Origin of the sequence: Paenibacillus sp. D9 (genome assembly GCF_001188365.1) — a bacterium.
Lineage (GTDB): Bacteria > Bacillota > Bacilli > Paenibacillales > Paenibacillaceae > Paenibacillus_O > Paenibacillus_O humicus.
The window spans coordinates 2,885,028-2,909,580 of sequence record NZ_JZEJ01000001.1; the positions used below are offsets into that span (position 1 = coordinate 2,885,028).

The window sequence follows — 24,553 nt, forward strand, 5'->3', positions numbered from 1 at the left end:
CAGACGGACGATCGGACTTGCAAACACGCTATGCCGGACTTGCAGACGGACGATCGGACTTGCAAAGCAAAGCCATGCACAAAAAAGCTCCTCCCTCCCGGACGGTCGGAATAAGAAAGGAGCTTTCACGGGCTTGCTTTTCTGCGGCATCCTTGCTTTCTTCGGCAGCCTTGCTTTTCCGCAGCGTCTTGCTTTTGCTGAGGGAGCCGCAGCTTCAGCCTATTTGCCGGCTTGCAGCGCCTTCATCGCGATGTCGGAGCGGAGCTGCATGCCCTCGAAGGAAACGGCAGCTGCCGCCTCGTAGGCTCGGGAGCGGGCTTCCGCGATATCGCGGCCGCGGCCGACGATGCCGAGCACACGGCCGCCGCTCGTGACGGTCTCGCCGTCCTGCAGTGCCGTACCGGCGTGGAAGACGAGCGCGCCGGCGGCTTTGGCTTCCTCGAGGCCGGAGATGGCGCGGCCCTTCGGATACGTGCCGGGATAACCCTCCGATGCGGCAATGACGCATACGGCCGCCTCGTCGCTCCATGAAATCTCGATCCCGTCCAGAGTGCCGTCCATGGCGGCGAGCACGATGTCGAGCAGATCCGTCTGCAGCCTGGGCAGCACGACTTGGGTTTCGGGATCGCCCATGCGCGCGTTGAACTCGACCGTCTTCACTCCCTCGGGCGTCAGCATGAGACCGGCGAACAGGACGCCGCGGAACGGGCGGCCTTCGCTGACCATCGCCCGGGCCGTCGGCTCGATGATCGTGCGGAGAGCCTCCTCGACAAGGGCCGGATCCACATGCGGCAGCGGGGAATAAGTGCCCATCCCGCCCGTATTGGGACCGAGATCGCCGTCAAAGATCGGCTTGTGGTCCTGAGCCGGCACCATCGCGCGCACCGTTTCGCCATCCACGAAGGCAAGGATGCTCATCTCCTGTCCGGTCATGAACTCCTCGATGACGACCTGGCTGCCGGAGGCGCCGAACACGCCGCCCAGCATCATGCCCCGGAGCGCTTCCTCCGCTTCCTCCAGCGTCGAGGCCACGGTCACGCCCTTGCCCGCGGCGAGGCCGTCCGCCTTCACGACAACCGGAAGCGGCTGCTGCCTCAAGTAGGCGAGAGCCTGCTCGAAGTCCGTGAAGCATTCATACCGGGCGGTCGGAATGTTGTATTTGCGCAGCAGATTTTTCATGAAAATTTTGCTGCCTTCGATTTCAGCCGCTTTTTTATCCGGACCGAACGCCGGAATGCCCGCCGCTTCGAATACGTCTACGATGCCGGCCGCAAGCGGATCGTCGGGACCGACGAACACCAGGTCGACGGCCGCCTCCTTGGCGAAGTCCGCAAGCTCCGCAAACTTGTCGACCGCGATCGGCACGCACTCGGCGACTTCCGCAATGCCCGCGTTGCCCGGAGCGCAGTACAGCTTTTCCACTTTGGCGCTCTTCGCGAGCGACCAAGCGATGGCATGCTCGCGGCCGCCGCCGCCGATGATCAGAATGCGCATATTCATGCCCCCTGTAGATGAAATAGAGTTTGATCCTACTGCATGAAGCCTCCGCCTCCCCGTTCCCAAGCCGGAGGCCTCCTCGCGAAAAGGCGAGCTTATAAAACGAGAGGCGCCCTCAAGCGCCTCTCGCTGTCATTCATTCCGGCAGCGCCTGGCGCCAGCCAGGGCCGGGGGCCGATGGAGGCTTTTCTCCTGAAGCTCTCCTCAGTGCTTGAAATGGCGGACGCCGGTAAACACCATCGCGATGCCGTGCTCGTTGGCCGCCTTGATGGACTCTTCGTCCTTGATGGAGCCGCCAGGCTGGATGATCGCCGTAATGCCGGCCGCAGCGGCCAGCTCGACGGTGTCGCCCATCGGGAAGAACGCGTCGGAGGCAAGCACCGCCCCCTTCGCCTGTTCGCCCGCTTGCTCCACGGCGATGCGCGCCGCGCCGACGCGGTTCATCTGGCCGGCGCCGACGCCGACCGTCATGTCGTCCTTCGCCAGCAGAATGGCGTTGGACTTCACATGCTTGACGACCTTCCAGCCGAAGAGCAGCTGCTTCAGCTCTTCCTCGGTCGGCCGGCGCTCGGTCACGATCTTGAGATCGGCCTCCCCGATGCTGTGCACGTCGCTTTCCTGCACGACCATGCCGCCGGCGACGCTCGTGACGACCCAATCGCTCTTGCGCTGCGACGCCGCCGGAAGCTCGCCGGTTTTCAGCAGGCGGATGTTTTTCTTGCGGGAGAGAATTTCCAGCGCTTCCGGTGTGAAGTCCGGCGCCAGGATGATCTCCAGGAAGATTTCAGACAGCAGCGCCGCCGTATCGGCGCCGATCGTCCGGTTCGCTGCGACGATGCCGCCGAAGATCGAGGTCGGGTCGGCCGCGTAGGCTTTTTGATACGCCTGATGGATATCACGGCCGACGCCGACTCCGCAAGGATTCATATGCTTGATCGCCACGACCGCCGGCTCGTCGAATTCCTTGACGATGGCGAGCGCCGCGTTCGCGTCGTTGATGTTGTTGTAGCTGAGCTCCTTGCCGTGGATCTGCTCGGCCGTCGTGACGTTGCCTTCCTCGGCCAAAGGCTTCCGGTAGAAGGCCGCGCGCTGATGCGGATTTTCGCCGTAGCGCAGATCCTGCACCTTCTCGTAGGTGACCGTGTAGCGCTCCGGCAGCGGCTCGCCGCCGAGCTTGGAGAGGTAATCGCCGATCAGGGCGTCGTAGGCGCCGGTATGGCGGAACACCTTGGCCGCGAGGCGCTTGCGCGTCTCCAGCTTCGTGTCGCCTTCCGCCTTGATTTCCTCCAGCACGGAAGCGTAATCGGCGGCATCGACGACGACGGTGACGAAGGCATGGTTTTTGGCCGCGGAGCGGAGCATCGTCGGACCGCCGATGTCGATGTTCTCGATCGCATCCTCATAGGTGACATCCGGCTTCGCGATCGTAGCGGCGAACGGATACAGGTTCACGACGACGAGATCGATATAGTCCAGCCCGAGCTCCTGGATCGCCTTGCGGTGCTCCTCATTGTCGCGCACGGCAAGCAGGCCGCTGTGAACGGCGGGATGGAGCGTCTTGACGCGTCCGTCCATGATTTCCGGGAAGCCCGTCACGTCGGAGATGCCGATGACCGGGACGCCTTCCTTCTCGAGGAGGCCGTGGGTGCCCCCTGTGGAAATGATCTGTACGCCCTGAGCCGCAAGCTCGCGGGCAAATTCGACGATGCCGGTCTTGTCCGATACGCTGATTAACGCCCTGCGGATAGCCAATTTGTCCCCTCCTGATCGGTTGTATGAATAGGTGAAAAAGATGAATGCGAATGATTGCGCGGGAAAATCCCGTTCGGTGCGGGTCAAGGATGAGATTGACATCCAGAAGGATAGGCGGGATGGATTATTTATCTTCCGAATCGTTCTCCGGCATGATGCTGTCCGTGAGCCGGACCCGGCGGCCCTCCAGCGCGATGAGGCCTGCGGCGAACTGCCTCACGACCCAAGGGTAGAGGACGTTTTCCGCCGCATGCATGCGCTCCGCGAGGGAAGCCTCCGTCTCGTCCTCGCCGATCTCGATCGCGCGCTGGGCGATGATCGGACCGCTGTCGAGGCCTCCGTCGACGAAATGCACGGTCACTCCGGTAATCTTGGAGCCATGCTCCAGCGCCTGGCGGATCGCATGCATGCCCGGAAATGCCGGCAGCAGCGAAGGATGGATATTGATCATCTTTCCTTCGAACGCTTCGACCAGGACAGGCGTCAATATGCGCATATAGCCCGCCAGCACGACGAGGCCGATGCCCCTCCCGCGCAGCTCGGCCAAAATCTCGCGCTCGTACTCTTCCCGGGAGGAATAGTCCTTGGGGTTGAACGTCCAGGCATCGATGCCTGCCGCCTGCGCCTTGGCGACGACGGGAGCCGCCGGCCGGTCGCACACGAGCAGCTCCACCGACGAGCCGGCCAGACGGCCGGCGGATGCGGCCGCGGCCAGCGCCGCGAAGTTGGTGCCTTCGCCGGATGCGAATACCGCTATGCGCAGTGGCGCCATCAGACGTCGGCTCCGCGGAACGCGACGATGCGGCTGCCCTCCGTGACCGTGCCGATGCGGAATGCCTGCTCGCCCAGCTCATTCGCCGCGGCAACGGCCGCCTCCGCCTGATCGGCAGGCACGACAACGACGAGGCCGATGCCCATATTGAACGTCGTGAACATATCGCGATGCGTGATGGCGCCTTTTTGCTGCATGAGCGAGAAAATCGGCTGGATCGGCCAGCTGCCGTACTGTATCTCCACGTTCACGCCTTCCGGCAGCACGCGCGGGATGTTCTCGATGAAGCCGCCGCCGGTAATATGGGCCATGCCCTTCACCTCGACGCGCTTGATCAGCTCCAGCGCGGACTTGACGTAGATCTTCGTCGGCTCGATCAGGACGTCGCCCAGCTTCTTGCCGCCGAGCTCCTGGAGCTCGTCCTGCAGGCCGTAGCCCGCCTGCTCCAGCAGCAGCCGGCGCACGAGCGAGTATCCGTTGCTGTGGATGCCGCTCGAGGCCAGGCCGATGACAGCGTCTCCCGGCGCAATCGACGTGCCGTCGATGATCTTCTTGCGGTCGACGACGCCGACGGTGAAGCCGCCGATATCGTATTCCTCCGGCGTGTACATGCCCGGCATCTCGGCCGTCTCGCCCCCGATCAGGGCGCAGCCTGCCTGCACGCAGCCTTCGGCGATGCCGGCGACGATCGCCTCGATCTTGGACGGCTCCACCTTGCCCGTCGCCAGGTAATCGAGGAAGAACAGCGGCTCGGCGCCCTGCACGATGATGTCGTTGACGCACATGGCGACGGCGTCGATGCCGATCGTGTCATGCTTGTCCATGGCAAAAGCGAGCATCAGCTTCGTGCCGACGCCGTCGGTGCCGGAGACGAGCACCGGCTCCTCGTACTTGTCCTTGTCGAGGCCGAACATGCCTCCGAAGCCGCCCAGGCCGCCCAGCACCTCGGGGCGGAGCGTTCTTTTCACATGCTTCTTCATCCGTTCGACCGCTTCGTTGCCCGCCGCGATGTCGACTCCGGCCTGCTTGTATGCCTCTGCCACTGAACGTTCACTCCTTTGGTATGAAAAACATGGACTGGCTGAAAGTTCAAATGCTGGCTCCGCCTAATGCAAGTTCAAATGCTGGCTCCGCCCAACCGCTCGATCCTCCGATCGCCGTTGAAGCCGGCTGGCCTGAATGTACGATTGCAAGGAAGCCATCCGTCTTCAAATGCGAACGCTGAAGCTTCTCCGGATTCGAGCGGTCAGGCTGCGCCGGCCTTGAATGCCAACGCCGCCTCGTTGGAAGAGCCATAGCTCGCCAACGAGCGGCGATGCCGTCGTCACCACGCTTATTTAGGGATGATTCCGCCCTCGCGCATTCGCGCTCGAGGGCGGCAAGTCCGACTTGCAGGCCCTGCGCTAGCGGGCCTGGAAGGCCGGGCGGATGAAACCGCCGGCAAGAGCATGCCTGTGCGGCGGAGCACCGCTCCAGGCGCACAATCGAGGCCGCTCGCCAATTGCACAGGCGAGCGACTGCTCCAGACAGCCGCGGCTCATCCTCGGCACTTCTGGCTGCTTGGCCAGCCGGCTGCCGGGCAGCTCGAAGCCTGTCTCAGCGGCGCCGCTGAAGCCGCCAGTTCTGGAACTCGCGAGATGTCGAGCGGCGCTGCCATTGCCGCCAGTTCTGGACTCGCGCGATATAGAGCGGCGCGAAGCCTTTGAGGCGGCACTGCAGCGGCTCCCTCGGCGAAGCTGCCGAGATGCAGATTGGAGCGTTTGCTTTTGGCTGCGCCAGCGAGCTGCGAGGCCGGGCTCCCCCCTCCCCTTTCCTCGGCTGGAGGGAAGGGGAGCTAGGCTGGGCGGTCAGGCTGGGGGAAGCGGAGAAGGCGGATGGATTCCGGAGAAGCGTCCGCGTTCGCCTTTGAAGCCGGATTCCTACCTTGACTAAACTTCAATCGAGGAATCCGGGTTCAACAGCGATCGGAGGAACCGTCCGCTTTCGCAGCGGCGGCTCTCCCACCGCCACCCAACGTTCTCTGTCCGCCAGCTCCAACAGCGATCGGAGGAACCGTCCGCTTTCGCAGCGGCAACTCTCCCATCCATCTCTAAAGCCCATGCCCATCCTAGCAGCTGCAGCTCTTGTCCGAGCTCTCGTCGATTGGAGTCGGGTACTCGTTGGTGAAGCAGGCGAGGCACAGCCCGCCGCCCTTGGAGTCGCCCGGCACGGAAGCCGCCTCGATCAAGCCTTCGGCGCTGAGGAAATACAGCGAATCGGCGTTGATCGCCTGGCGGATCTCCTCCACCGTCTTGGACGAGGCGATCAGCTCGCGCCGGTCCGGCGTGTCGATGCCGTAATAGCAAGGGTTGGCGAACGGCGGAGAGCTGATCCGCACATGCACTTCCTTGGCGCCGGCCTCGCGGAGCATGTTGACGATCCGCAGGGAAGTCGTGCCGCGGACGATGGAGTCGTCGATCATGACGACGCGCTTGCCCTCGACGATTTTGCGGACGGCGGACAGCTTCATCTTGACGCCCTTCTCGCGCAGCTCCTGGGACGGCTGGATGAACGTGCGGCCGGTGTATTTATTTTTGATGAGGCCCATCTCATACGGAATGCCCGTCTGCTCCGCGTAGCCGATGGCGGCGGAAATGCTGGAGTCCGGCACGCCCGTGACGATGTCGGCGTCGATGAACGACTCCACCGCGAGGCGGCGGCCCATCTGCTTGCGGGCGGTATGGATGTTGACCTCGTTGATGTCGCTGTCGGGGCGCGCAAAGTAGATGTACTCCATCGCGCAGGATGCCCGGCGCTGCTCCTGCTCGAAGCGGTCGGTACGCATACCGTCCTTGTCGAGGATCAGCAGCTCTCCCGGCTGGACGTCGCGGACGTACGTCGCGCCGATCGTCTCGAAAGCGCAGGTTTCCGAGGCGAAGACATAACCTTCGCCGAGGCGGCCCATGACAAGCGGACGAAGCCCGTTGGGATCCGAGGCGACGAGCAGCAGGTCGTTGGTCATGATCAGGAAGGCGAAGCCGCCGATGATCCGCTGAAGCGCATCCTTGGCCGCTTCGACGAAGTCCTTGGGCGAGCGCGCGATAAGATGCGCGATGACCTCGGTATCGCTGGTCGTCTGGAAGATCGAGCCCTGCGCCTCCAGCTCGCGGCGGATCGACGGCGCGTTGACGATGTTGCCGTTGGTCGCTACGGCGAGGTCCCCGCCGCGGTATTTGAATACGAGCGGCTGGGCGTTGCCGAGCTGGCTGCCCCCGGAGGTGGAATAACGGACATGGCCGATCGCCCGGTCGCCCGGCAGCGAGGCCAGAATGTCCGTCGTGAACACTTCCTTCACAAGACCCATTCCGCGGTGGTAAGCGAAGCTGCCGTCCCGGCTGTCCACGGTGCAGACGCCCGAGCTTTCCTCGCCGCGATGCTGCAGCGCGTGCAGGCCGTAGTAGGCCAGGGACGAAGCATTGGGAGTGTTGAATACTCCGAACACGCCGCATTCTTCCTTCAGCTTGTCGAAAATGTCGTCGCGGCCGATGCCCGCATTGTAATGGGTGTTTTCCCATGTGCGGGTGACGGCTTGGAGTTCCTCGGATTCGGTATCGGAATCGGCAAGGCCGCTTGCGGCTTCGGAATCCATGCGAGGCTCAGGCCGGAAATCGGCGGCGCGGCCGACTCCGGAAGCGGCGATTGAATGCGGCCGAGATCCGGCATAACCCGAACCGTCGCCGCCAACGCTCGAAGGCGCGCCGCTCGAAGGCAGACGGCCTGCAAGCGGCAGCTCCGGCGCCGTACCTGTCAGCGCGATGCCGTCGGAATCCAGCTCGGGAACGGCGGATAAGCCGCCCTCTCCCCAGCGGGAGCCGAGCTGGACCGCTATGCTTACTTCATCAGACATGGAATCGCATCCTTCCAGACTTTCCGGAGACCGCTGACCGAAGCCTGGACGCCCGGCTTGCCGTTCACCTTGATGAGAAGTTCCTCTCCGCCGACGGTGCCGATCTCCGCATGGGGAACGCCGCGCTCCGCGAGCAGCGCCAGCAGAGCAGCCTTGTTGTCCTGCGAGGCGCTCAGCAGGATGCGCGACTGCGATTCGCTGAACAGCGCGTGGTCCGGACGAAGGTCCGTCGCCACGTTCACTTCGGCGCCGAGGCCGCGGCCAAAAGCGGATTCCGCCAGAGCGACAGCCAGGCCGCCCTCCGACAGGTCATGCGCCGAGGCGACGAGACCGCCGCGGATGGCTGTCAGCACGGCGTCGAGCAGCTTTTTCTCCACGGCGAGATCGAGGCCCGGAGGACGTCCTTCCGCTTTGCCTTCCAGCACGTACTGCAGCTCGCTGCCGCCAAGCTCGGCTTTCGTATCCCCGAGCAGGATGACCGCGTCGCCGGCGTTCTTGAATTCCTGCGTCGTAATGTGGCTGAGGTCTTCCACGAGTCCGACCATGCCGATGACCGGCGTCGGATAGATGGCGCCCTTGGCGTTCTCGTTGTACAGGCTGACGTTGCCGCCGATGACCGGCGTCTCCAGCACGCGGCAGGCTTCGCTCATGCCGTCCGCGGATTTCTCCAGCTGCCAGAACACTTCCGGCTTCTCCGGGTTGCCGAAGTTCAGGTTGTCCGTAATCGCCAGCGGCTCGGCGCCGGAGCAGACGATGTTGCGCGCCGCTTCGGCGACCGCGATCGCCCCGCCGACCTCGGGATCGAGGTAGACGTAGCGGCCGTTGCAGTCGGTCGTCATCGCCAGCGCCTTGCGCGTGCCGGGAATCGTCACGACCGCGGCGTCGGAGCCCGGCGGTACCGCCGTGCTGGTGCGGACCATATGGTCGTACTGCTTGTACACCCATTCCTTGCTGGCAACCGTCGGGGAGGCGAGAACCTTTTCCAGGGCAGCATTGAGGTCGGCGACTTCGCCATAGGCAGCCGTGTCCACGCCCCCGTTCGCCGCATAATAAGCCGGCTCCTTGGATGGCTTGTCATACACTGGGCATTCGTCGACAAGCGCGGTAACCGGCATGTCGGCGACTTCCTCGCCCTGATGGAACAGCCTCAGGCGGCCGTCGTCGGTCACCTTGCCGACCTTGGCGCAGATGACGCCCCAGCGGTCAAAGATCTCGCGCGCCTGAGCTTCGTTCTCCGGCGTGACGACAAACAGCATGCGCTCCTGCGACTCCGACAGCATCATCTCGTAAGGCGTCATGCCTTCCTCGCGCTGCGGCACCTCGTCGAGGTACAGCTCGAGGCCGTTGCCGGCCTTGGACGCCATCTCGGCGCTGGAGCAGGTGAGGCCGGCCGCGCCCATGTCCTGAATGCCGAGCACGATGCCGGAATTGATCAGCTCAAGCGTCGCTTCCATGACGAGCTTCTCCATGAACGGATCGCCGACCTGGACGGCGGTGCGCTTCTCTTCGGATTCTTCCGACAATTCGACGGAAGCGAAGGTCGCGCCGTGAATGCCGTCGCGGCCCGTGGCGGGACCGACGTAGAACACCGGATTGCCGACGCCCTTGGCGACGCCGCGCTGGATTTTATCATGGTCGATGAGGCCGACGCACATCGCGTTGACGAGCGGATTGCCCTCGTAGCTCTCGTCGAACATCACCTCGCCCGCGACGGTCGGGATGCCGATGCAGTTGCCGTAGCCGGCGATGCCGCTGACGACATGCTCGAACAGATACTTCACGCGGTCATTTTCCAGCTTGCCGAAGCGGAGGCTGTTCAGCAGCGCCACCGGGCGCGCGCCCATGGAGAAGATGTCGCGGATGATGCCGCCGACGCCGGTCGCGGCGCCCTGGTAAGGCTCGACTGCGGACGGATGGTTATGCGACTCGATTTTGAACACGACCGCCTGGTTGTCCCCGATATCCACGATGCCCGCGCCTTCACCCGGACCCATGAGCACCTTCGGTCCCGTGACCGGGAATTTCTTCAGGATCGGCTTGGAATTCTTGTAGGAGCAGTGCTCCGACCACATGACGCTGAACACGCCGATCTCGGTGTAGTTCGGCAGGCGGCCCATGAAACCGCAGATAAGCTCATACTCATGATCGGTTACGCCGAACTGCTGATAGATCTTCTGCTCGGCAATCTGCTCCGCCGTCGGTTCCTTAGCTGTTAACTGCTGCGTCATGCTGTTCCCTCCATGCGTTCAAAATCGATGTGAACATCCGCTTGCCGTCCTCGGAGCCGAGAATCTGATCTACCGCGCGCTCCGGATGGGGCATCATGCCGACGACGTTGCCGCGCTTGTTGGAGACGCCGGCGATGTCGTAGACGGAGCCGTTCGGATTGCCGCCGTTCGCGTAGCGGAAGACGATCTGGTTGTTCGCCCGGAGGCTCTCAAGCGTCTCGTCGTCGCAGTAGTAGTTGCCTTCGCCATGGGCGATCGGGATGGAAATGACCTCGCCCGGCGCGTATTGGTTTGTGAAAGGAGTCGCCGCGTTGACGACCTCCAGAGGCGACTGGTGGCAAAGGAATTTCAGATCCCGGTTGCGCAGCAGCGCTCCCGGCAGCAGTCCCGCCTCGGTCAGAATCTGGAAGCCGTTGCAGATGCCGAGCACGTATTTGCCCGCTTCGGCCGCCTTGACGACCTCGTTCATAACCGGCGCAAAACGAGCGATCGCGCCGCAGCGCAGGTAATCCCCGTAAGAGAAGCCGCCCGGCACGAGAATCGCGTCGTACGCCGAAAGGTCGGTTGCCGTGTGCCAGACATAATCGACGGACTGCCCGATCGTTTCTTCAACGGCCTTGTAGCAGTCGATGTCGCAGTTGGAGCCCGGAAAAACGATGACCGCAAACTTCATCGGCTCAGCCCTCCAGCTCGAAGCGGTAGTCTTCGACGACAGTGTTCGCCAGCAGCTTCTCGCACATGGCGCGCACGCGCTGCTCCGCTTCGGCGCGGTCTTCGGTATCCAGTGTCAGCTCCAGGTATTTGCCGATGCGCACTTTGTCCACTTCCGCAAAGCCCATGCTGTGAAGCGCTCCCTGCACGGCCGTTCCCTGCGGGTCCAGCACGTTCTGCTTGATCGTCACGTATACCGTTGCTTTCATTATGGCAACTCCTCTTATGGGGGAATGTGATGGGGATGATGTTGAAAAAGTCCGTAGCGCGCTGTGCTGTCTGAAGATTCAGCCGGCAGTTCACCAATTATGCGTCCGAAACCCGCTGTGCGCAGGAGTTCGGACGGAATCGTCCTGGCGGCCGAATAAGACGATTTTTTCGGCTTATTCGGCGCCGGGTTCGTCCTGGCGGCCGAATAAGACGATTTTTTCGGCTTATTCTACGCCGGGTTCGTCCTTACGGCCGAATAAGACGATTTTTTCGGCTTATTCGGCGCCGGGTTCGTCCACACGGTCGAATAAGACGATTTTTTCGGCTTATTCTGCGCCTGAATCGTCCACACGGTCGAATAAGACGATTTTTTCGGCTTATTCTGCGCCGGTTTCGTCCTAGCGGCCGAATAAGACGATTTTTTCGGCTTATTTAACGCTGGATTCGTCCTGGCGGCCGAATAAGACGATTTTTTCGGCTTATTCGGCGCCGGAATCGTCCTAGCGGCCGAATAAGACGATTTTTTCGGCTTATTCGGCGCCGGGTTCGTCCTAACGGCCGAATAAGACGATTTTTTCGGCTTATTCGGCGCCGGGATCGTCCTGGCGGCCGAATAAGACGACTTTTTCGGCTTATTCGGCGCCGGGTTCGTCCTGGCGGCCGAACCGAATAAGACGATTTTTTCGGCTTATTCGGCGCCGGGTTTGTCCTAACGGCCGAATAAGACGGTTTTTTCGGCTTATTCGGCGCCTGCCTGTAATTGTCCTATACCAGCTCCGCGCCGGTCAGAAGGCGATAGATCTCCCGGTAGCGCTCCGTCGTCTTCGAGACGACAGCCTCGGGCAGAGGAGCCGGCTTGCTGTCGCGGTCCCAGTCGGTTCCGAGCAGGTAGTCGCGGACGATCTGCTTGTCCATGCTGTCGATATCGGCGTCCAGCACGTATTTGTCCTCCGCCCAGAAGCGGGAGGAGTCCGGCGTGAAGATCTCGTCGATCAGGACGATCTCGCCGTCGATGAGGCCGAATTCGAACTTGCAGTCGGCAAGGATGATGCCGCGCTCCGCGCAGTATCCGCGGGCAAATTCATACAGCCGGATGCTGCGTTCTCTCAGCTGGGCGGCGATGTCCGCACCGACGAGTTCTTCCATGCGGGAGAACGGAATGTCCTCGTCATGGCCGACGTCGTTCTTGGCCGCGGGAGTGAAGATCGGCTCCGGGAACCGCTCGTTTTTGCGCAGCCCTGCAGGCAGCTTGATGCCGTTGATCTCGCCGTTCTGCCGGTATTGCTTCCAGCCTCCGCCGGTGATGTATCCGCGCACGACGCATTCGATATCGATGCGCTCAGCCTTGCGGGTCACCATGATGCGGTTGCGCAATGCCTCCTTGTCGGTGACGATGCTCCCAAGCCGCTCCACGTCCGTGTGGACGACATGGCCCGCCTGGATGCCGGCCGTCTGCTGAAACCAGAAAGCGCTCAGCCGGTTCAGCACATTGCCCTTGTCCGGCACAGCCGGGTCAAGCATGTAATCAAACGCGCTGATGCGGTCTGTCACGACGATAAGATAGTGCTCGCCAAGATCGTACAGCTCCCGCACCTTGCCCTTGTAGAGCAGCGGCGCCTGGATAAGATCCGCTGCCGTGGACAGCGCTTCGGACGTTGCGGCCATGATTTCTCCCCTGCCTCGATTAGAAATATAGGAATGGATCCTGCTCCATGACATCTCCCATGCAGCCGGCAAGCCTCACATCTCCCATGCAGCTGAAAAGCCGCTTGCAGCGGCCTGCCAGGCCGCCCGAGGGACCGGTCTTCCTCAGACTCGGACCCGTCCATCCCGAAAGGAGATGGCAGCGGACAGCTGCCTAGATAAGCTCCAGCCGGCGGAAAATCGTATCGACATGCTTCAAGTGCCAGCTTGGGTTGAACGCATCGTCGAGCTCTTCCGCGCTCAGCACCGCAGTAATCTCCGGCGTCGAGCCGATGATGTCGCGGAACTGGCGCTGCTCCTCCCAGGCCTGCATTGCGCGAGGCTGCACGGTATCGTACGCCTGCTCGCGGCTGAAGCCCTTGTCGATGAGCTTGGTCATGACGCGGCCGGAGAACGGAACGCCGAACGTGCGGCCCATGTTGCGCTTCATGTTATCCGGGAATACCTGCAGGTTCTTCAGAATGTTGCCCAGACGGTTCAGCATGTAGTTCAGCAGCATCGTCGCATCCGGCAGGATGACGCGCTCCACCGAGGAGTGGCTGATGTCGCGCTCATGCCAGAGCGGCACGTTCTCGTAGGCGCTGATCATATGGCCGCGGATGACGCGGGCAAGGCCGGAGATGTTCTCGCAGCCGATCGGATTGCGCTTGTGCGGCATCGCGGACGATCCCTTCTGCCCCTTGGCGAAAGGCTCCTCCACCTCGCGGAACTCGCTCTTCTGAAGGGCGCGGATCTCGGTCGCGAACTTGTCGAGCGACGTCGCGATCAGAGCAAGCGTCGCCATGTACTCCGCGTGGCGGTCGCGCTGAAGCGTCTGCGTGCTGATCGGCGCCGGCTTCGTGCCGAGCTTGCGGCAGACGAACTCTTCCACGAAGGGGTCGATGTTCGCATAGGTGCCGACAGCGCCGGAGATCTTGCCGAACTGCACGCCGTCGGCCGCATGGCGGAAGCGGTCCAGGTTGCGCTTCATTTCCTCGTACCAGAGCGCCAGCTTCAGGCCGAACGTCGTCGGCTCGGCGTGGACGCCATGCGTGCGGCCCATCATGACGGTATCCTTGTAAGCGACGGCTTGTCCGCGCAAAATGTCGATGAATTGAACGATATCCTTCTCCAGAATTTCATTGGCCTGACGAAGGATGTATCCCATCGCCGTATCCACGACGTCGGTGGAGGTGAGGCCGTAATGAACCCATTTGCGTTCGGCTCCGAGCGTCTCCGAGACGGCGCGGGTGAAGGCGATGACGTCATGGCGCGTCTCCAGCTCGATCTCGTTGATCCGGTCGATGTCGAAGCCGGCTTTCTCGCGGATCGCGGCTACATCCTCGCGCGGGATGACTCCAAGCTCGGACCATGCCTCGCAAGCGCAGATTTCAACCTCCAGCCACGCCTTGAATTTGTTCTCTTCCGTCCAAATCGCCCTCATCTCGGGCCTGCTGTAACGCTCAAGCATGCACTCATCCACCTTTTGTCTGATTTATTCCAAGCCGCTTGCGTCGGCCAATCGAGGCTGTCTCCGGAATTGCTTCCCTCGGCACCGGACTGCGGACGCTATCGTTCCATCGCCTGTCCGGCCAGCCGAACGGAAGCTAACTCCCGGCCCCCATCGCCATGGCCTGCCGCGCAAGCAGCGCATCCTTTTGATTTTACTCTCAAATTCCAATCCGCGTCCTTGCCGCCTGGGCGCTCAGCTCCAGATTCCCGTTCCGCGAATCCACTCCAGCGCCGCGGCCGTGCCGGGAGCGAGCACGTTGACATGGCCCATCTTGCGGTTAGGCTTCGCCTCCGCCTTGCCGTACAGATGCAGCTTCGGGACGGCGCCAAGCCTGGCGGCCTCTTCATCGAACCGCGACAGATGACTCACCAGCGGCTCCACATGCTGGCCGAGGACGTTCACCATGACGACGGGACTCATGAGGCCCGCATCCCCGAGCGGCAAGCCGCATACCGCCCGCACATGCTGCTCGAACTGCGAGGTGCGGCAGGCTTCCATCGTATAATGGCCGCTGTTGTGGGGACGCGGGGCCAGCTCGTTGACGAACAGCTCCCCTTCCTCGGTCAGGAACAGCTCCACGGCGATCAAGCCGACGACCTCAAGCCCTTCCGCGATCCGGACCGCCAGCCGCTCGGCTTCCTCCAGAACAGCGGCGGGGACGCGGGCGGGAACGACGGATAGATGGAGAATGTTGTCGATGTGGATATTTTCCGCAGCCGGGAACGTCTTCACCTCGCCCAGAGAGCTCCGGGCGGCGATGACGCTCAGCTCCATCCGGAAGGAAACGAACTGCTCCAGCACCAGCTCCGCTCCGGATCGGCTCAGCTCCGCATAGGCTGCCGGAATCTCCGCCTCGCTGCGGATGACCCATTGCCCTTTGCCGTCGTAGCCGCCGGTCGCCGTCTTCAGCACCGCCGGCAAGCCAAGACGGCCGCAAGCCTCCCTCAGGACTGCCTCGCTTGAAATCTCCTCGTACGGAGCGACGCGGGCCCCTGCCGCCTCGATCGCCCGCTTCTCCCGCAGCCGGTGCTGCGTCGTATAGAGAAGCTCGCTGCCTTGCGGCACGTAAGATTGCTCCGCCAGCATGGCGGCGACTCCCGCATCCACGTTCTCGAACTCATACGTGATGACATCCGCGCGCGACGCCAGCTCCCGCGCCGCCTCCCGATCGTCGTAGCCGGCCGCGATGCTATCGGCAACCTGGGCGCAGGGCCCGTCCTCCGCAGGATCAAGCGCCACGAAGCGGTAGCCCATCGCGCTGCCGGCCAGCGCCATCATGCGGCCGAGCTGCCCGCCCCCAAGAATGCCTACCGTCGATCCCGGCGGAATGACGCGCGCTTGATCGGTGCGGACAGCCGCGCTGCCGCTCCCTGCAACCTTGCCGGAATCCCTCACAGCTCTGCACCGCTTTCAAGCACCTGCAGCCGGATGGCTTCGCGCCGCTCTTCGACGAGCCGCCTGATCCCCGGATCGAATGCGCCGATAATCTGCGCCGCCAGCAGGCCTGCGTTGCTTGCTCCCGCATGGCCGATCGCCACCGTGGCGACGGGAACGCCGGCAGGCATCTGCACGATGGACAGAAGCGAATCCAGTCCGCTCAGGCTCGACGATTTGACGGGAACGCCAATAACCGGAAGCGCCGTTTTCGCGGCAACCATTCCGGGCAAGTGAGCCGCTCCGCCGGCTCCGGCGATAATGACCTTCAAGCCCCGCTCGACAGCGGTCTCGGCATAGTGGAACATCAGATCAGGGGTTCGGTGAGCGGATACGACCTTTTTCTCATAAGGAATTCCAAGCTCATCCAGAATGCCGCAGGCAAGCTTCATCGTTTCCCAGTCGGATTTGCTGCCCATAATGACGCCCACGATAGCAGTCATGATTGTTCATCCCGCCTTTATCTATATTCCTAGTGCGAAAATCCGATGTGATGCCGGAAACAAAAAAAACCGCATGCCGGCCAGCCGGCGGAATCTCCGGTAGGGAGAATCCGGCACGGGCGACTCGAAAGCCTGCGGGATGTAAATACGCTGAATAAGCGCAGCCGAAGCCAAACAGCTCGCTCTCCAGTCGTGGACAGCCAGCCTGCTTCCGGCATCCCGTAGTCCGGCGATTAAGGTCGCCAGGTAGAAACTTTCGGGCCGATTCCCGAAGATATACGAGTTGCTTGAAATCATATGCGGAGCAAGGTAGCGCGGCCTCCTACAAGATTCGACAATCTCAGGACCATTCAAACCGCTCCCCGCCCGCTTTGCCTCCCTAGTTTACCAACCTGAGCAGAGCCTGTCAACTCAAAAACACGAACATTAATGAAAAAATACGTGATTAAAGTTCGCTTTTTAATAGAGCCGTCTTCAAAGAAAAATGCCGTTGGCTCCACAGCGCCATTTCCATGTACGGCCTCGATCTTCCTCGTTGTCCTGCAAGCCGGATCGCTTCAGCGGCAGGTCCATCTCCTCCCTTGACGACAGCAAAAATCGAGGATCAATCCGGCGTTTCTCAAGGAAACGCTTTTTTGGACACCTTTCGCCATTCAGGCCGCCGATTCCATGACAGCTATTATGTCATATCTCTAAATCGGAGTTGTCCTTCTTTATTCGGCGTCAATAATACTGACATAACAATTTCTTTTCCTGTTCAGGAATCTATCTAAATCCGAACTTTATTCCACATTCTCGGATATCCCTTCCAGATCGGGTTTTTAAGGACAAAAAAGAAAAAAACCCTCGACAAGAGGGTTTTGCATAAGGATGAGCGGGCGGGCAAGCTCCATGCCGGATCAAAAATCAGTTGACCCAGAACGTCTTGTCCTTGGCCGAGATGCGGCGGCCTTCCGGAGCCGTCATATCCGGGTAGCCGATATAGATAAGGCCGACCAGCTCTTCCTTGTCCTTGAGCCCGAAAGCCGACTTCATGGCCGGATGGTGCATGGGATCTCCGCTGCGCCATACCGCTCCAAGGCCTTCTTCATAAGCGCTGAGCAGAAGGTTCTGCACGGCCGCATGCACGGCGGCGAGCTCTTCCGAACGAATGACGCGGGGGTTGTCGGAAGGCGAGCAGGCTGCGGCAATGACGACAGGGGCCCTCATCGCTTTGGCTTCTTCCTTCGACAGCTTCTGTTCCCTTTCCTCCGGATCCAGTCCGGCAAGCGCGTCGGAGGCGGCATTGGCGTAAGCTCTTCCGAGCACCCGGCGTCCATCCCCCGTCATGACAAAAAATTTCCAAGGCTCGGTGTGGTGATGGTTAGGCGCCCAGACAGCCGCCTCCAGGATCCGTTCGATCTTCTCCTTCTCGACCGGCCTAGCCTCGACCTTCCCGATGCTGCGGCGCTGACGAATTGCTTGCTGTAGCTCCATTCCTGTCCCTCCTTGAGCGGATTGATGAATAGACAATGACTGCCTGAGATTATTATACCTGTGAAATGCTCGACCGGGAAAGGCCGGCTCTGGAAACCCATCGTACCGGACGATGGAGGAACAGCACAGTAAGTTAAATTACATCCATAAACGCCTCGACCGCCGGAAGCACCCGTCTGTCCGTTATCACCTGTTGCTTCCTTCTCCTCCCTTCCACCCTTAGCCTCCCTTAACCAAGAACCAGGCGAATATCCGGCCAAACAAAAGAAGCCGAACTCGTTCGGCTTCTCCTCATTTCTTTTCGTTCCTGCTGGATGAGTCTTCCTTAAGAAAAGCTTCAAAGGAGGCCATATCGGAAAAACGATTGATTTCGACTCCTCTGTCCCGAAGATAGCTTTCCAGAACAACGCTCAATCGCTCCGCGCCCGCCTGCAGCCGCGTCAGGTCATGAGGATCGAGAAGCGGAACAAGCTCAGGCAGTCCCGCCTGCCTGTAGAGGGCGTGATGATCGGCGCTCAGCTTCAAGTCGCATGGCCACTGTCCGGTCTCGGCGAAAAAGAGAAACTGGGCGATTAAATCCTGTGCGTGAACAGCATGAAAATAAGCCGTATCATAATCGTTTCTTTCGCATGCCGATCGGATCTTGTCCAAAGTCCCTTTCTCCTCTTCATAGAATCCCTTCATTCGATCCCCGAACGAAGGAGTTCCATTGAGCCGCTCTTTCTGAGCCAATACCAGCTCCAGGGCATCTTCGGTCAGCCGCTCGCAAGCTTGGAGGATATCCGCTGCATCGTCTCCATGCATAATGGCATGCATATAGGAATCCAGCAGCGCCGGTTTCAAATGAAACCGATCGATTTGATCCTTGTTTTGGCCAAAGCCTCTCGTGAAATAAGATTGGTTCAGCAAGGCCAGCCCTTGCAGGACTCCGGTCAGAATTCCGTGCGCCTCCGTCCGGCAATAGGCGCTGCTGCCGAAATCCCCCGCGCGGATCAGCTTGTAAAGCCTGACATAGACCTGGCTCAATTCCGCCTCCGCTTTCTCCACAAACTCCTGTTTGTGCTCCGGACTCTGAAGACGGACGATTCTTTCCTTAAGCTTCAGGAGCCGGTCGCGGTCCTCATCCGAACGCGCATAGAGCAGCTTGCAATCGCCGATGATCGAGGTTTTCGGCTCCTGGAAGGCCGCCATCCTCTCCGCCCGTTCCCAGCTGATGGGCCAGAAGTCAAAGCTGATGTCATCCAGGATGAACTGCAGGCTCGCCTCATATCCTCTGGCGGTGGCCGGAATGAAAAAGAAATCCAAGTCGGAGCGCTTCGTCGCGGTCCCTTGCGCGTAAGAGCCGTAATAGGCTGCAAGCGCTACATCGTCGGGATAATTGGCCTTGATGTGATCCACCAGCTTGTCGGCAACCTCGAACACGTCCAGCATGATGATCCCTCCCTTTCCTCCTCATCCTAACCTTTATTTTCCGAGCTTCAAGGTAATGGTTGGCTATAGCCGAATTATCCGCATCTGTTCAGAAGGAAGAGATCTGGAATAAGTCCTTCCAGAGGAGAGAGATCGGGCAAACCTTCCCCTTCATGCTTTTGCCGGGTTCCGGATCAGCTCACGCTCGGACTGATGGACAAGCCAAAACCAGGCTTGTCCATCATCCTCGGGCGACAAAAGAAAAAACCTCCGGGACCGAGGTTCCGAAGGTTTTCGTAAGAGAGGAGCCGGTCAGCCGGCCGCGCCGAGGTATACGTAGCGGGCGATGATCAGCACCGCAAGAATCCACATAAGCGGATGAATCTTGTATTTCTCCTTGCCTTCGGGGAGGCGTCCCGTCGCATTCGCGAAGAAGGCGAGCACGACGTAGAACACGATGCCGAAGGAAACGCCGTTGGCGATGTTGTACGTGAACGGCATCAGGATGATGGTGAAGAAAGCCGGAACGGCATAAACCATATCCTTGAAGTCGATGTCGGTTACGGACTGCATCATGAGCAGGCCGACGAGAATGAGCGCCGCCGCCGTCGCGGAGCCTGGAATCAGGGCGATCAGCGGAGCCAGGAACAGCGAGAGCAGGAAGCAGATTCCTGTCGTGACCGCGGTCAGTCCGGTGCGGCCGCCCTGGGCGATGCCCGCGGAGCTCTCGATGAAGGTCGTTACGGTGCTCGTCCCGAGAACGGCGCCGCCGCCGACGCCGATCGCGTCCACGAACATCGCTTTGCCGACGCGTTTTTTGCCTTCGGCCGGATTTTTCATGAAGCCGGCGCGGTTGGCCGTGCCGACGAGCGTGCCGAACGTATCGAACAGCTCGACGAACGTGAACGTCAGGATGACCGTGACGATGCCGACATGCATGATGCCCGCGAAGTCGAAGTGCCAGAAGTTGAGATCCGAGAATTGAGGAGCCCAGTTTTTGCCGCTGAGGCCGTTTTTCACGTCGAGGTTGCCCGTAATCCAAGCCACAACTGTCGTGCCGAGAATTCCCCACAGGAATGCGGCCGGTACGCGCAGCACGAGCAGCAGGCTGATCAGGATCAGGCCGATGATCGTCAGGTAAACCGACGGGTCCTTGATGTCGCCGAAATGGATGACCGATTCAAAGCTGAGCAGGTCCACGTATTGATGCTTCTGCACGTCGGTGACCGCCGTCTCGGCGGCGATCGTCATGATGCCGCTGTTCTTCAGGCCGACGATGGCGATGAATAGTCCGATGCCGACGGTGATCGCATGCTTGAGGCTGTCCGGCACGGCGCTGATCAGCATTTGCCGAACCTGGGTTACGGTCAGGATGATGAAGATGATGCCGGAAATAAATACGGCGGTCAGCCCCATCGCAGGCGAGATCGGCTTGTCCGTCCCCTGGGAAGCTACGATCGTAGCCGCGAAGTAGGCGTTGAGGCCCATGCCCGGAGCGAGCGCGACCGGGAAGTTGACGAACAGCCCCATCGCGATCGTGAAGATGCCGCCGGCCAGCGCCGTCGCCAGAAACACCGAGTTCCAGCTGAGGCCGGAAGCCGACAGCACGCTCGGGTTGACGGCGAGAATGTAGGCCATCGTCATGAACGTCGTGATGCCCGCCATAATTTCCGTGCGGATGTTGGTTCCGTTCTCTTTGAGCTTGAAGAAGCGCTCCATGATGCAAGTTCCCCCCGAAATGCGTTATTTTCCTTGCGCGGAATCCGAAAAAGCAAAAAACCCGGCAGAGACGGAATCGAAGCCGGCATGCCGGCATTGCGATGGCGTCTCTCCCGGGTCCAGGTCGGCTGTCCAATCCATCGGAGGCCCATTGCAAGGCCGGCCCGATGGGATGGAAGCTGCAGGCGCCCGTCCGAGCGATGCTTCGTCGTGGACGCCCCCTGAATTTTCGTAGCCTGGTCATTACGGTGACCGAGTAGAGACTTCCGGGCCGATTCCCGGAATTATACGAAAGTTGGTTGGTTATCATTGCGGAACGTAACTAATATTACTGAATTCACGACAAATGTCAACACTCAAACGACTGGAATTCCGGTTATTCCCGAACATTAAAGACAAAAGCATTGTTTTTATCAGGAATTAAGGGTTTTTCCGCTGTCGGCCTCGCGGGAGGTTCTTCCTCCTTTGGTTATCATGCCCGTAATCGCGTAAATCAAAAAAGCGCCGCCGAGCAGATAGAACAGGCTGCTCTCCGACAGGTAGCGAAGACCGTATCCGCTCAGGACGGGACCGGCGATGCTGCCGACGGAGAAGTGGATGGATGCGAGAACATTGGCGCCGGGAAGCAGGTTCCGCGGAAGCATGTCGGCCGCATAGGCGAGGCCGAGCGAGAAGAACGAGCCGACCAGCCCTCCGGCCGCGACCATCAGCGCCGCCATCGTCCAGACGGACGATCCGGCCAGCGGAACGGCGAGGAACAGCAGCCCGCCCCCGGCTCCGCAGAAGATCAGCACGGGCAGGCGGCCGATGCGGTCGCTCCACATGCCGAGCGGCAGCTGCAGCAGCAGGCCGCCGATGCCGATAGCCGGCAGCAGGCCGCTGATCGCCGCGCGGTCCAGGCCGATGCCGAGGCCGTACAGCGGGAACCCGGTATTCATGGACGCTTCCATGATGCCGTAGAGCATGGCCGGGAGCAGCGCATACCAGGCGACGCGGTAGATCGACTTGTAGCGGCTGAAGCCGGCAGCCTCGCCCTGCTCCCTCGGCTCCGGACGATCGGCGGGGAGCTTCAGCACGAGCAGAAGGACGAGCGCATAAAGCATGGCGCTGATCAGGAACGGAGCCTGGTCTCCGAAATGCAGCAGATTGATGCCGAGCGGGCCGATGCTGAAGCCGACGCCGTACGACATTCCGTAGAGGGAGATGAACTTTCCGCGCTGCCGTGCCGGCGCCCGGCTGACGATCCAAAGCTGGGTCGCGAAGTGAAGGCCGCTGTCTCCGATGCCGACCAGGATGCGAAGCGCGAACCAGACGGCGAAAGAGCCCGCCGTCAGCGGAAACAGCAGCGTCGCGGCGATAATCATGACGATGCCGGCGAGGATGACGATCCGGAAGCCGTAGCGGCGGACCGGCCTTTCGATGAAGAACATGGTCGAGAACGTGCCGATATATAGAGCCATGGAATTGAGGCCGTTGATATGTTCCGGCACGCCGCCGCGCTCCAGCAATATCGTAAGCAGCGGCAGCAGCAGGCCCTGGCTTGCTCCTGCGGTAATGACGACCAGCAGCAGGACGATGAGCCGGTAGCTGAAGATCGGCTCCTCGGCGTGCAGCAGGCCGCCTTCTTGCTTCAGTGGCATGACGGGTCGAGCTCCTTTGGTCGATTGTTCATGGATGCGGGGCTGAGCCGGCCGGGAGATCCCGCCCTCCCGCTGGATGGACACGGAGGACGGCGCATGACGAGCGATGCCGAGGCCTATGAAGAAGCGCCTCCTTGACCGGCACCGCCGCCGCATCGCCGCATGGCTTCGGCAGCGCATCGCTACAGCGCCGGAGCCGTGAAAAAAACAAACACCGGAACCCTGCAGCAGCAGGGCTCCGGTGAGAAACGCCATGGGCTGCACGCCTCTGCGGCGGCAGCCGGAAGGTCAGTTAGATCCGCTTACTCCCACTCGATGGTCGCCGGCGGCTTGGAGGTGATGTCGTACACGACGCGGTTGACGTTGTCGACCTCGTTGACGATGCGCACCGAGATTTTCTCCAGCACATCCCACGGGATGCGCGCCCAGTCGGCCGTCATGCCGTCGATGGACGTGACGGCGCGGATGCCGACGGTGTAGGAATACGTGCGGGCGTCGCCCATGACGCCTACGCTCTTCATGCCCGGAAGGGCGGTGAAGTACTGCCAGATCTCGCGGTCGAGTCCGGCCTTCGCGATTTCTTCCCGCAGGATGGCGTCGGATTCGCGGACGATTTCCAGCTTGTCCTCCGTCACTTCGCCAAGTACGCGAATCGCGAGCCCCGGACCCGGGAACGGCTGGCGCCAGACGATGGCGTCCGGCAATCCGCACTCGGAGCCGACCTTGCGGACCTCGTCCTTGAACAGCGCGCTCAGCGGCTCGACCAGCTTGAACTTGATGTCCTCCGGCAGCCCGCCTACGTTGTGGTGGGATTTGATCGTCTGCGCCGTCGCCGTGCCGCTCTCCACGATGTCCGTATAGAGGGTGCCTTGCGCCAGGAACTCGTAGTTCGCCAGCTTTTCGGACTCCTCCTGGAACAGGTAGATGAACTCGTTGCCGATGATCTTGCGCTTCTTCTCGGGATCGTCCACGCCCTTCAGCTTGCCGAGGAACCGCTCGCTGGCGTCGATCTTGATCACTTCAATGCCGAATTTGCCGACAAAAGTCTCCATCACGCTGTCCGCTTCGCCCTTGCGCAGAAGGCCGTGGTCGATGAACATGCAGGTCAGGCGGTCTCCGATCGCTTTGTGGACGAGCATGGCGACAACGGAGGAATCGACGCCGCCTGAAAGGGCGCACAGCACGCGGCCGGTCTCTCCCACCTTCTCCTGGATGTCGCGCACGGCGTCCTCGATGAAGGTTTCCATGCTCCATGTGCCTTCGCATTTGCAGATCGTGTACAGGAAGTTGCGGATCATATCGTTGCCGTATACGGAGTGGCGAACTTCGGGATGGAACTGGACGGCGTAGAAATTCTTCTCCGGATGGCTCATGGCCGCGATCGGCGCATGCTCCGTACCCGCATCCAAGCGGAAGCCTTCCGGCATTTCGACGACCAGATCCGTATGGCTCATCCATACCGTCTGCGTGTTCTCCAGGCCGAGCGCAAGCGCGGCTCCGTTCTCGAAGGTGACGTCCGCGCGGCCGTATTCCCGCTTGCCCGCACGTTGAACCTTGCCTTTGAGCTGATGGCTCATCAGCTGCATGCCGTAGCAAATACCGAAAATCGGCAGCCCCAGCTCGTAGATCTCCGGATCGACCATCGGGGAATTTTCCTCATATACGCTCGCCGGTCCGCCGGAGAACACGATGCCCTTGGGCGCGAGTTCCCGGATCCGCTCTGCCGGCGTGTTGTATGGCAGCAGCTCGCTGTAGACGCCCAAATCCCGGATGCGACGCGCGATCAGCTGGTTGTATTGTCCCCCGAAGTCGAGAACTACGATCATTTCATTTGGCTTGTTCACTGCCGAACCTCCCTCAATCAATTGGACTCATTATATCCAAGCCCTCTCCGGGCAGTCAAGGCGCACGGCAAGCCTCCTCCGCAGGTAAAATCCACCCGGAAACCCAGCGGCGCGCGGGCCGGTTCTTCCCATGCAGAAGGGGAGGCCGGCCCGCCTAGGGAAGCCCGGGGGCGGGACAAGGCGCTCCGCAGGCGGCCCGAATGCGGGAACTCCAGGGAGCATGCTCCGCTTGCTGATGCCGGATGGCCCTTGATGCAGCCGGAATTCAGGCAGGCTGCGGGCGCTGCGCTTCAGGCGCCTGGCGAGCCGGCGCCGGAGGCTGGCCGAGCCAGCAG

The 24,553-nt window shown here is 61.2% G+C and carries 17 protein-coding genes and 2 riboswitches; all 17 genes read right to left on the reverse strand.

The annotated features are described in order from the left end of the window. Window positions 1-219: 219 nt before the first annotated feature. The 17 genes from purD to guaA all read right to left on the reverse strand — a co-directional run bounded on the left by purD (window position 220) and on the right by guaA (window position 24,218). Complete coding sequence (purD, locus tag VE23_RS13215; RefSeq protein WP_049868240.1) at window positions 220-1,494, reverse strand: phosphoribosylamine--glycine ligase; 1,275 nt, start codon at window positions 1,492-1,494, stop codon at window positions 220-222. A gap of 207 nt (window positions 1,495-1,701) precedes the next feature. Further along, window positions 1,702-3,249, reverse strand: coding sequence for a bifunctional phosphoribosylaminoimidazolecarboxamide formyltransferase/IMP cyclohydrolase (gene purH, locus VE23_RS13220; protein ID WP_049868241.1), 1,548 nt, complete (start codon window positions 3,247-3,249; stop codon window positions 1,702-1,704). A gap of 124 nt (window positions 3,250-3,373) precedes the next feature. Next, window positions 3,374-4,021, reverse strand: coding sequence for a phosphoribosylglycinamide formyltransferase (purN, locus tag VE23_RS13225; RefSeq protein WP_049868242.1), 648 nt, complete (start codon window positions 4,019-4,021; stop codon window positions 3,374-3,376). Continuing rightward, window positions 4,021-5,064, reverse strand: coding sequence for a phosphoribosylformylglycinamidine cyclo-ligase (purM, locus tag VE23_RS13230; protein ID WP_048748705.1), 1,044 nt, complete (start codon window positions 5,062-5,064; stop codon window positions 4,021-4,023). The genes purN and purM overlap by 1 nt, the downstream gene beginning before the upstream one ends. A 1,064-nt stretch (window positions 5,065-6,128) precedes the next feature. Then, window positions 6,129-7,649, reverse strand: coding sequence for an amidophosphoribosyltransferase (gene purF / locus VE23_RS13235; RefSeq protein WP_083436577.1), 1,521 nt, complete (start codon window positions 7,647-7,649; stop codon window positions 6,129-6,131). A 242-nt stretch (window positions 7,650-7,891) separates the two neighbouring features. Beyond that, entirely contained in the window at window positions 7,892-10,135 is a 2,244-nt protein-coding gene (gene purL, locus VE23_RS13240; RefSeq protein ID WP_021881545.1) for a phosphoribosylformylglycinamidine synthase subunit PurL, read from the reverse strand. Then, complete coding sequence (gene purQ, locus VE23_RS13245; protein ID WP_048748706.1) at window positions 10,113-10,808, reverse strand: phosphoribosylformylglycinamidine synthase subunit PurQ; 696 nt, start codon at window positions 10,806-10,808, stop codon at window positions 10,113-10,115. The genes purL and purQ overlap by 23 nt, the downstream gene beginning before the upstream one ends. 4 nt (window positions 10,809-10,812) lie before the next feature. Continuing rightward, on the reverse strand, window positions 10,813-11,058 hold the full coding sequence (gene purS, locus VE23_RS13250) for a phosphoribosylformylglycinamidine synthase subunit PurS (protein WP_174806393.1): 246 nt from the start codon (window positions 11,056-11,058) through the stop codon (window positions 10,813-10,815). A 763-nt stretch (window positions 11,059-11,821) separates the two neighbouring features. After that, window positions 11,822-12,721 carry a phosphoribosylaminoimidazolesuccinocarboxamide synthase gene (locus tag VE23_RS13255; RefSeq protein ID WP_048748676.1) on the reverse strand — a complete coding sequence of 300 codons (900 nt, stop codon included), beginning with the start codon at window positions 12,719-12,721 and terminating at the stop codon, window positions 11,822-11,824. A gap of 193 nt (window positions 12,722-12,914) precedes the next feature. Next, entirely contained in the window at window positions 12,915-14,210 is a 1,296-nt protein-coding gene (purB, locus tag VE23_RS13260) for an adenylosuccinate lyase (RefSeq protein ID WP_048748677.1), read from the reverse strand. 234 nt (window positions 14,211-14,444) lie between these two features. Beyond that, window positions 14,445-15,647, reverse strand: coding sequence for a 5-(carboxyamino)imidazole ribonucleotide synthase (purK, locus tag VE23_RS13265; RefSeq protein ID WP_021881500.1), 1,203 nt, complete (start codon window positions 15,645-15,647; stop codon window positions 14,445-14,447). After that, a complete protein-coding gene (gene purE, locus VE23_RS13270; protein ID WP_048748965.1) occupies window positions 15,644-16,129 on the reverse strand; it encodes a 5-(carboxyamino)imidazole ribonucleotide mutase in 486 nt (161 codons plus the stop codon). Before purE ends, purK begins: the two co-directional genes overlap by 4 nt. Window positions 16,130-16,331: 202 nt before the next feature. Beyond that, window positions 16,332-16,431, reverse strand: a riboswitch (purine riboswitch). Window positions 16,432-17,035: 604 nt separating this feature from the next. After that, complete coding sequence (locus tag VE23_RS13280; protein ID WP_048748967.1) at window positions 17,036-17,605, reverse strand: nitroreductase family protein; 570 nt, start codon at window positions 17,603-17,605, stop codon at window positions 17,036-17,038. Window positions 17,606-17,896: 291 nt separating this feature from the next. Further along, window positions 17,897-19,036 carry a nucleotidyltransferase domain-containing protein gene (locus VE23_RS13285; RefSeq protein WP_049868244.1) on the reverse strand — a complete coding sequence of 380 codons (1,140 nt, stop codon included), beginning with the start codon at window positions 19,034-19,036 and terminating at the stop codon, window positions 17,897-17,899. Between the two features lie 291 nt (window positions 19,037-19,327). Continuing rightward, a complete protein-coding gene (locus VE23_RS13290; RefSeq protein ID WP_048748971.1) occupies window positions 19,328-20,734 on the reverse strand; it encodes an NCS2 family permease in 1,407 nt (468 codons plus the stop codon). Between the two features lie 212 nt (window positions 20,735-20,946). Then, a riboswitch (purine riboswitch) is annotated at window positions 20,947-21,046 on the reverse strand. 101 nt (window positions 21,047-21,147) lie between these two features. Further along, entirely contained in the window at window positions 21,148-22,374 is a 1,227-nt protein-coding gene (locus VE23_RS13295) for an MFS transporter (RefSeq protein WP_083436593.1), read from the reverse strand. Between the two features lie 302 nt (window positions 22,375-22,676). Continuing rightward, window positions 22,677-24,218 (reverse strand): glutamine-hydrolyzing GMP synthase, encoded by a 1,542-nt coding sequence (gene guaA / locus VE23_RS13300; RefSeq protein ID WP_049868245.1) that lies wholly within the window; start codon window positions 24,216-24,218, stop codon window positions 22,677-22,679. Window positions 24,219-24,553: the final 335 nt, after the last annotated feature.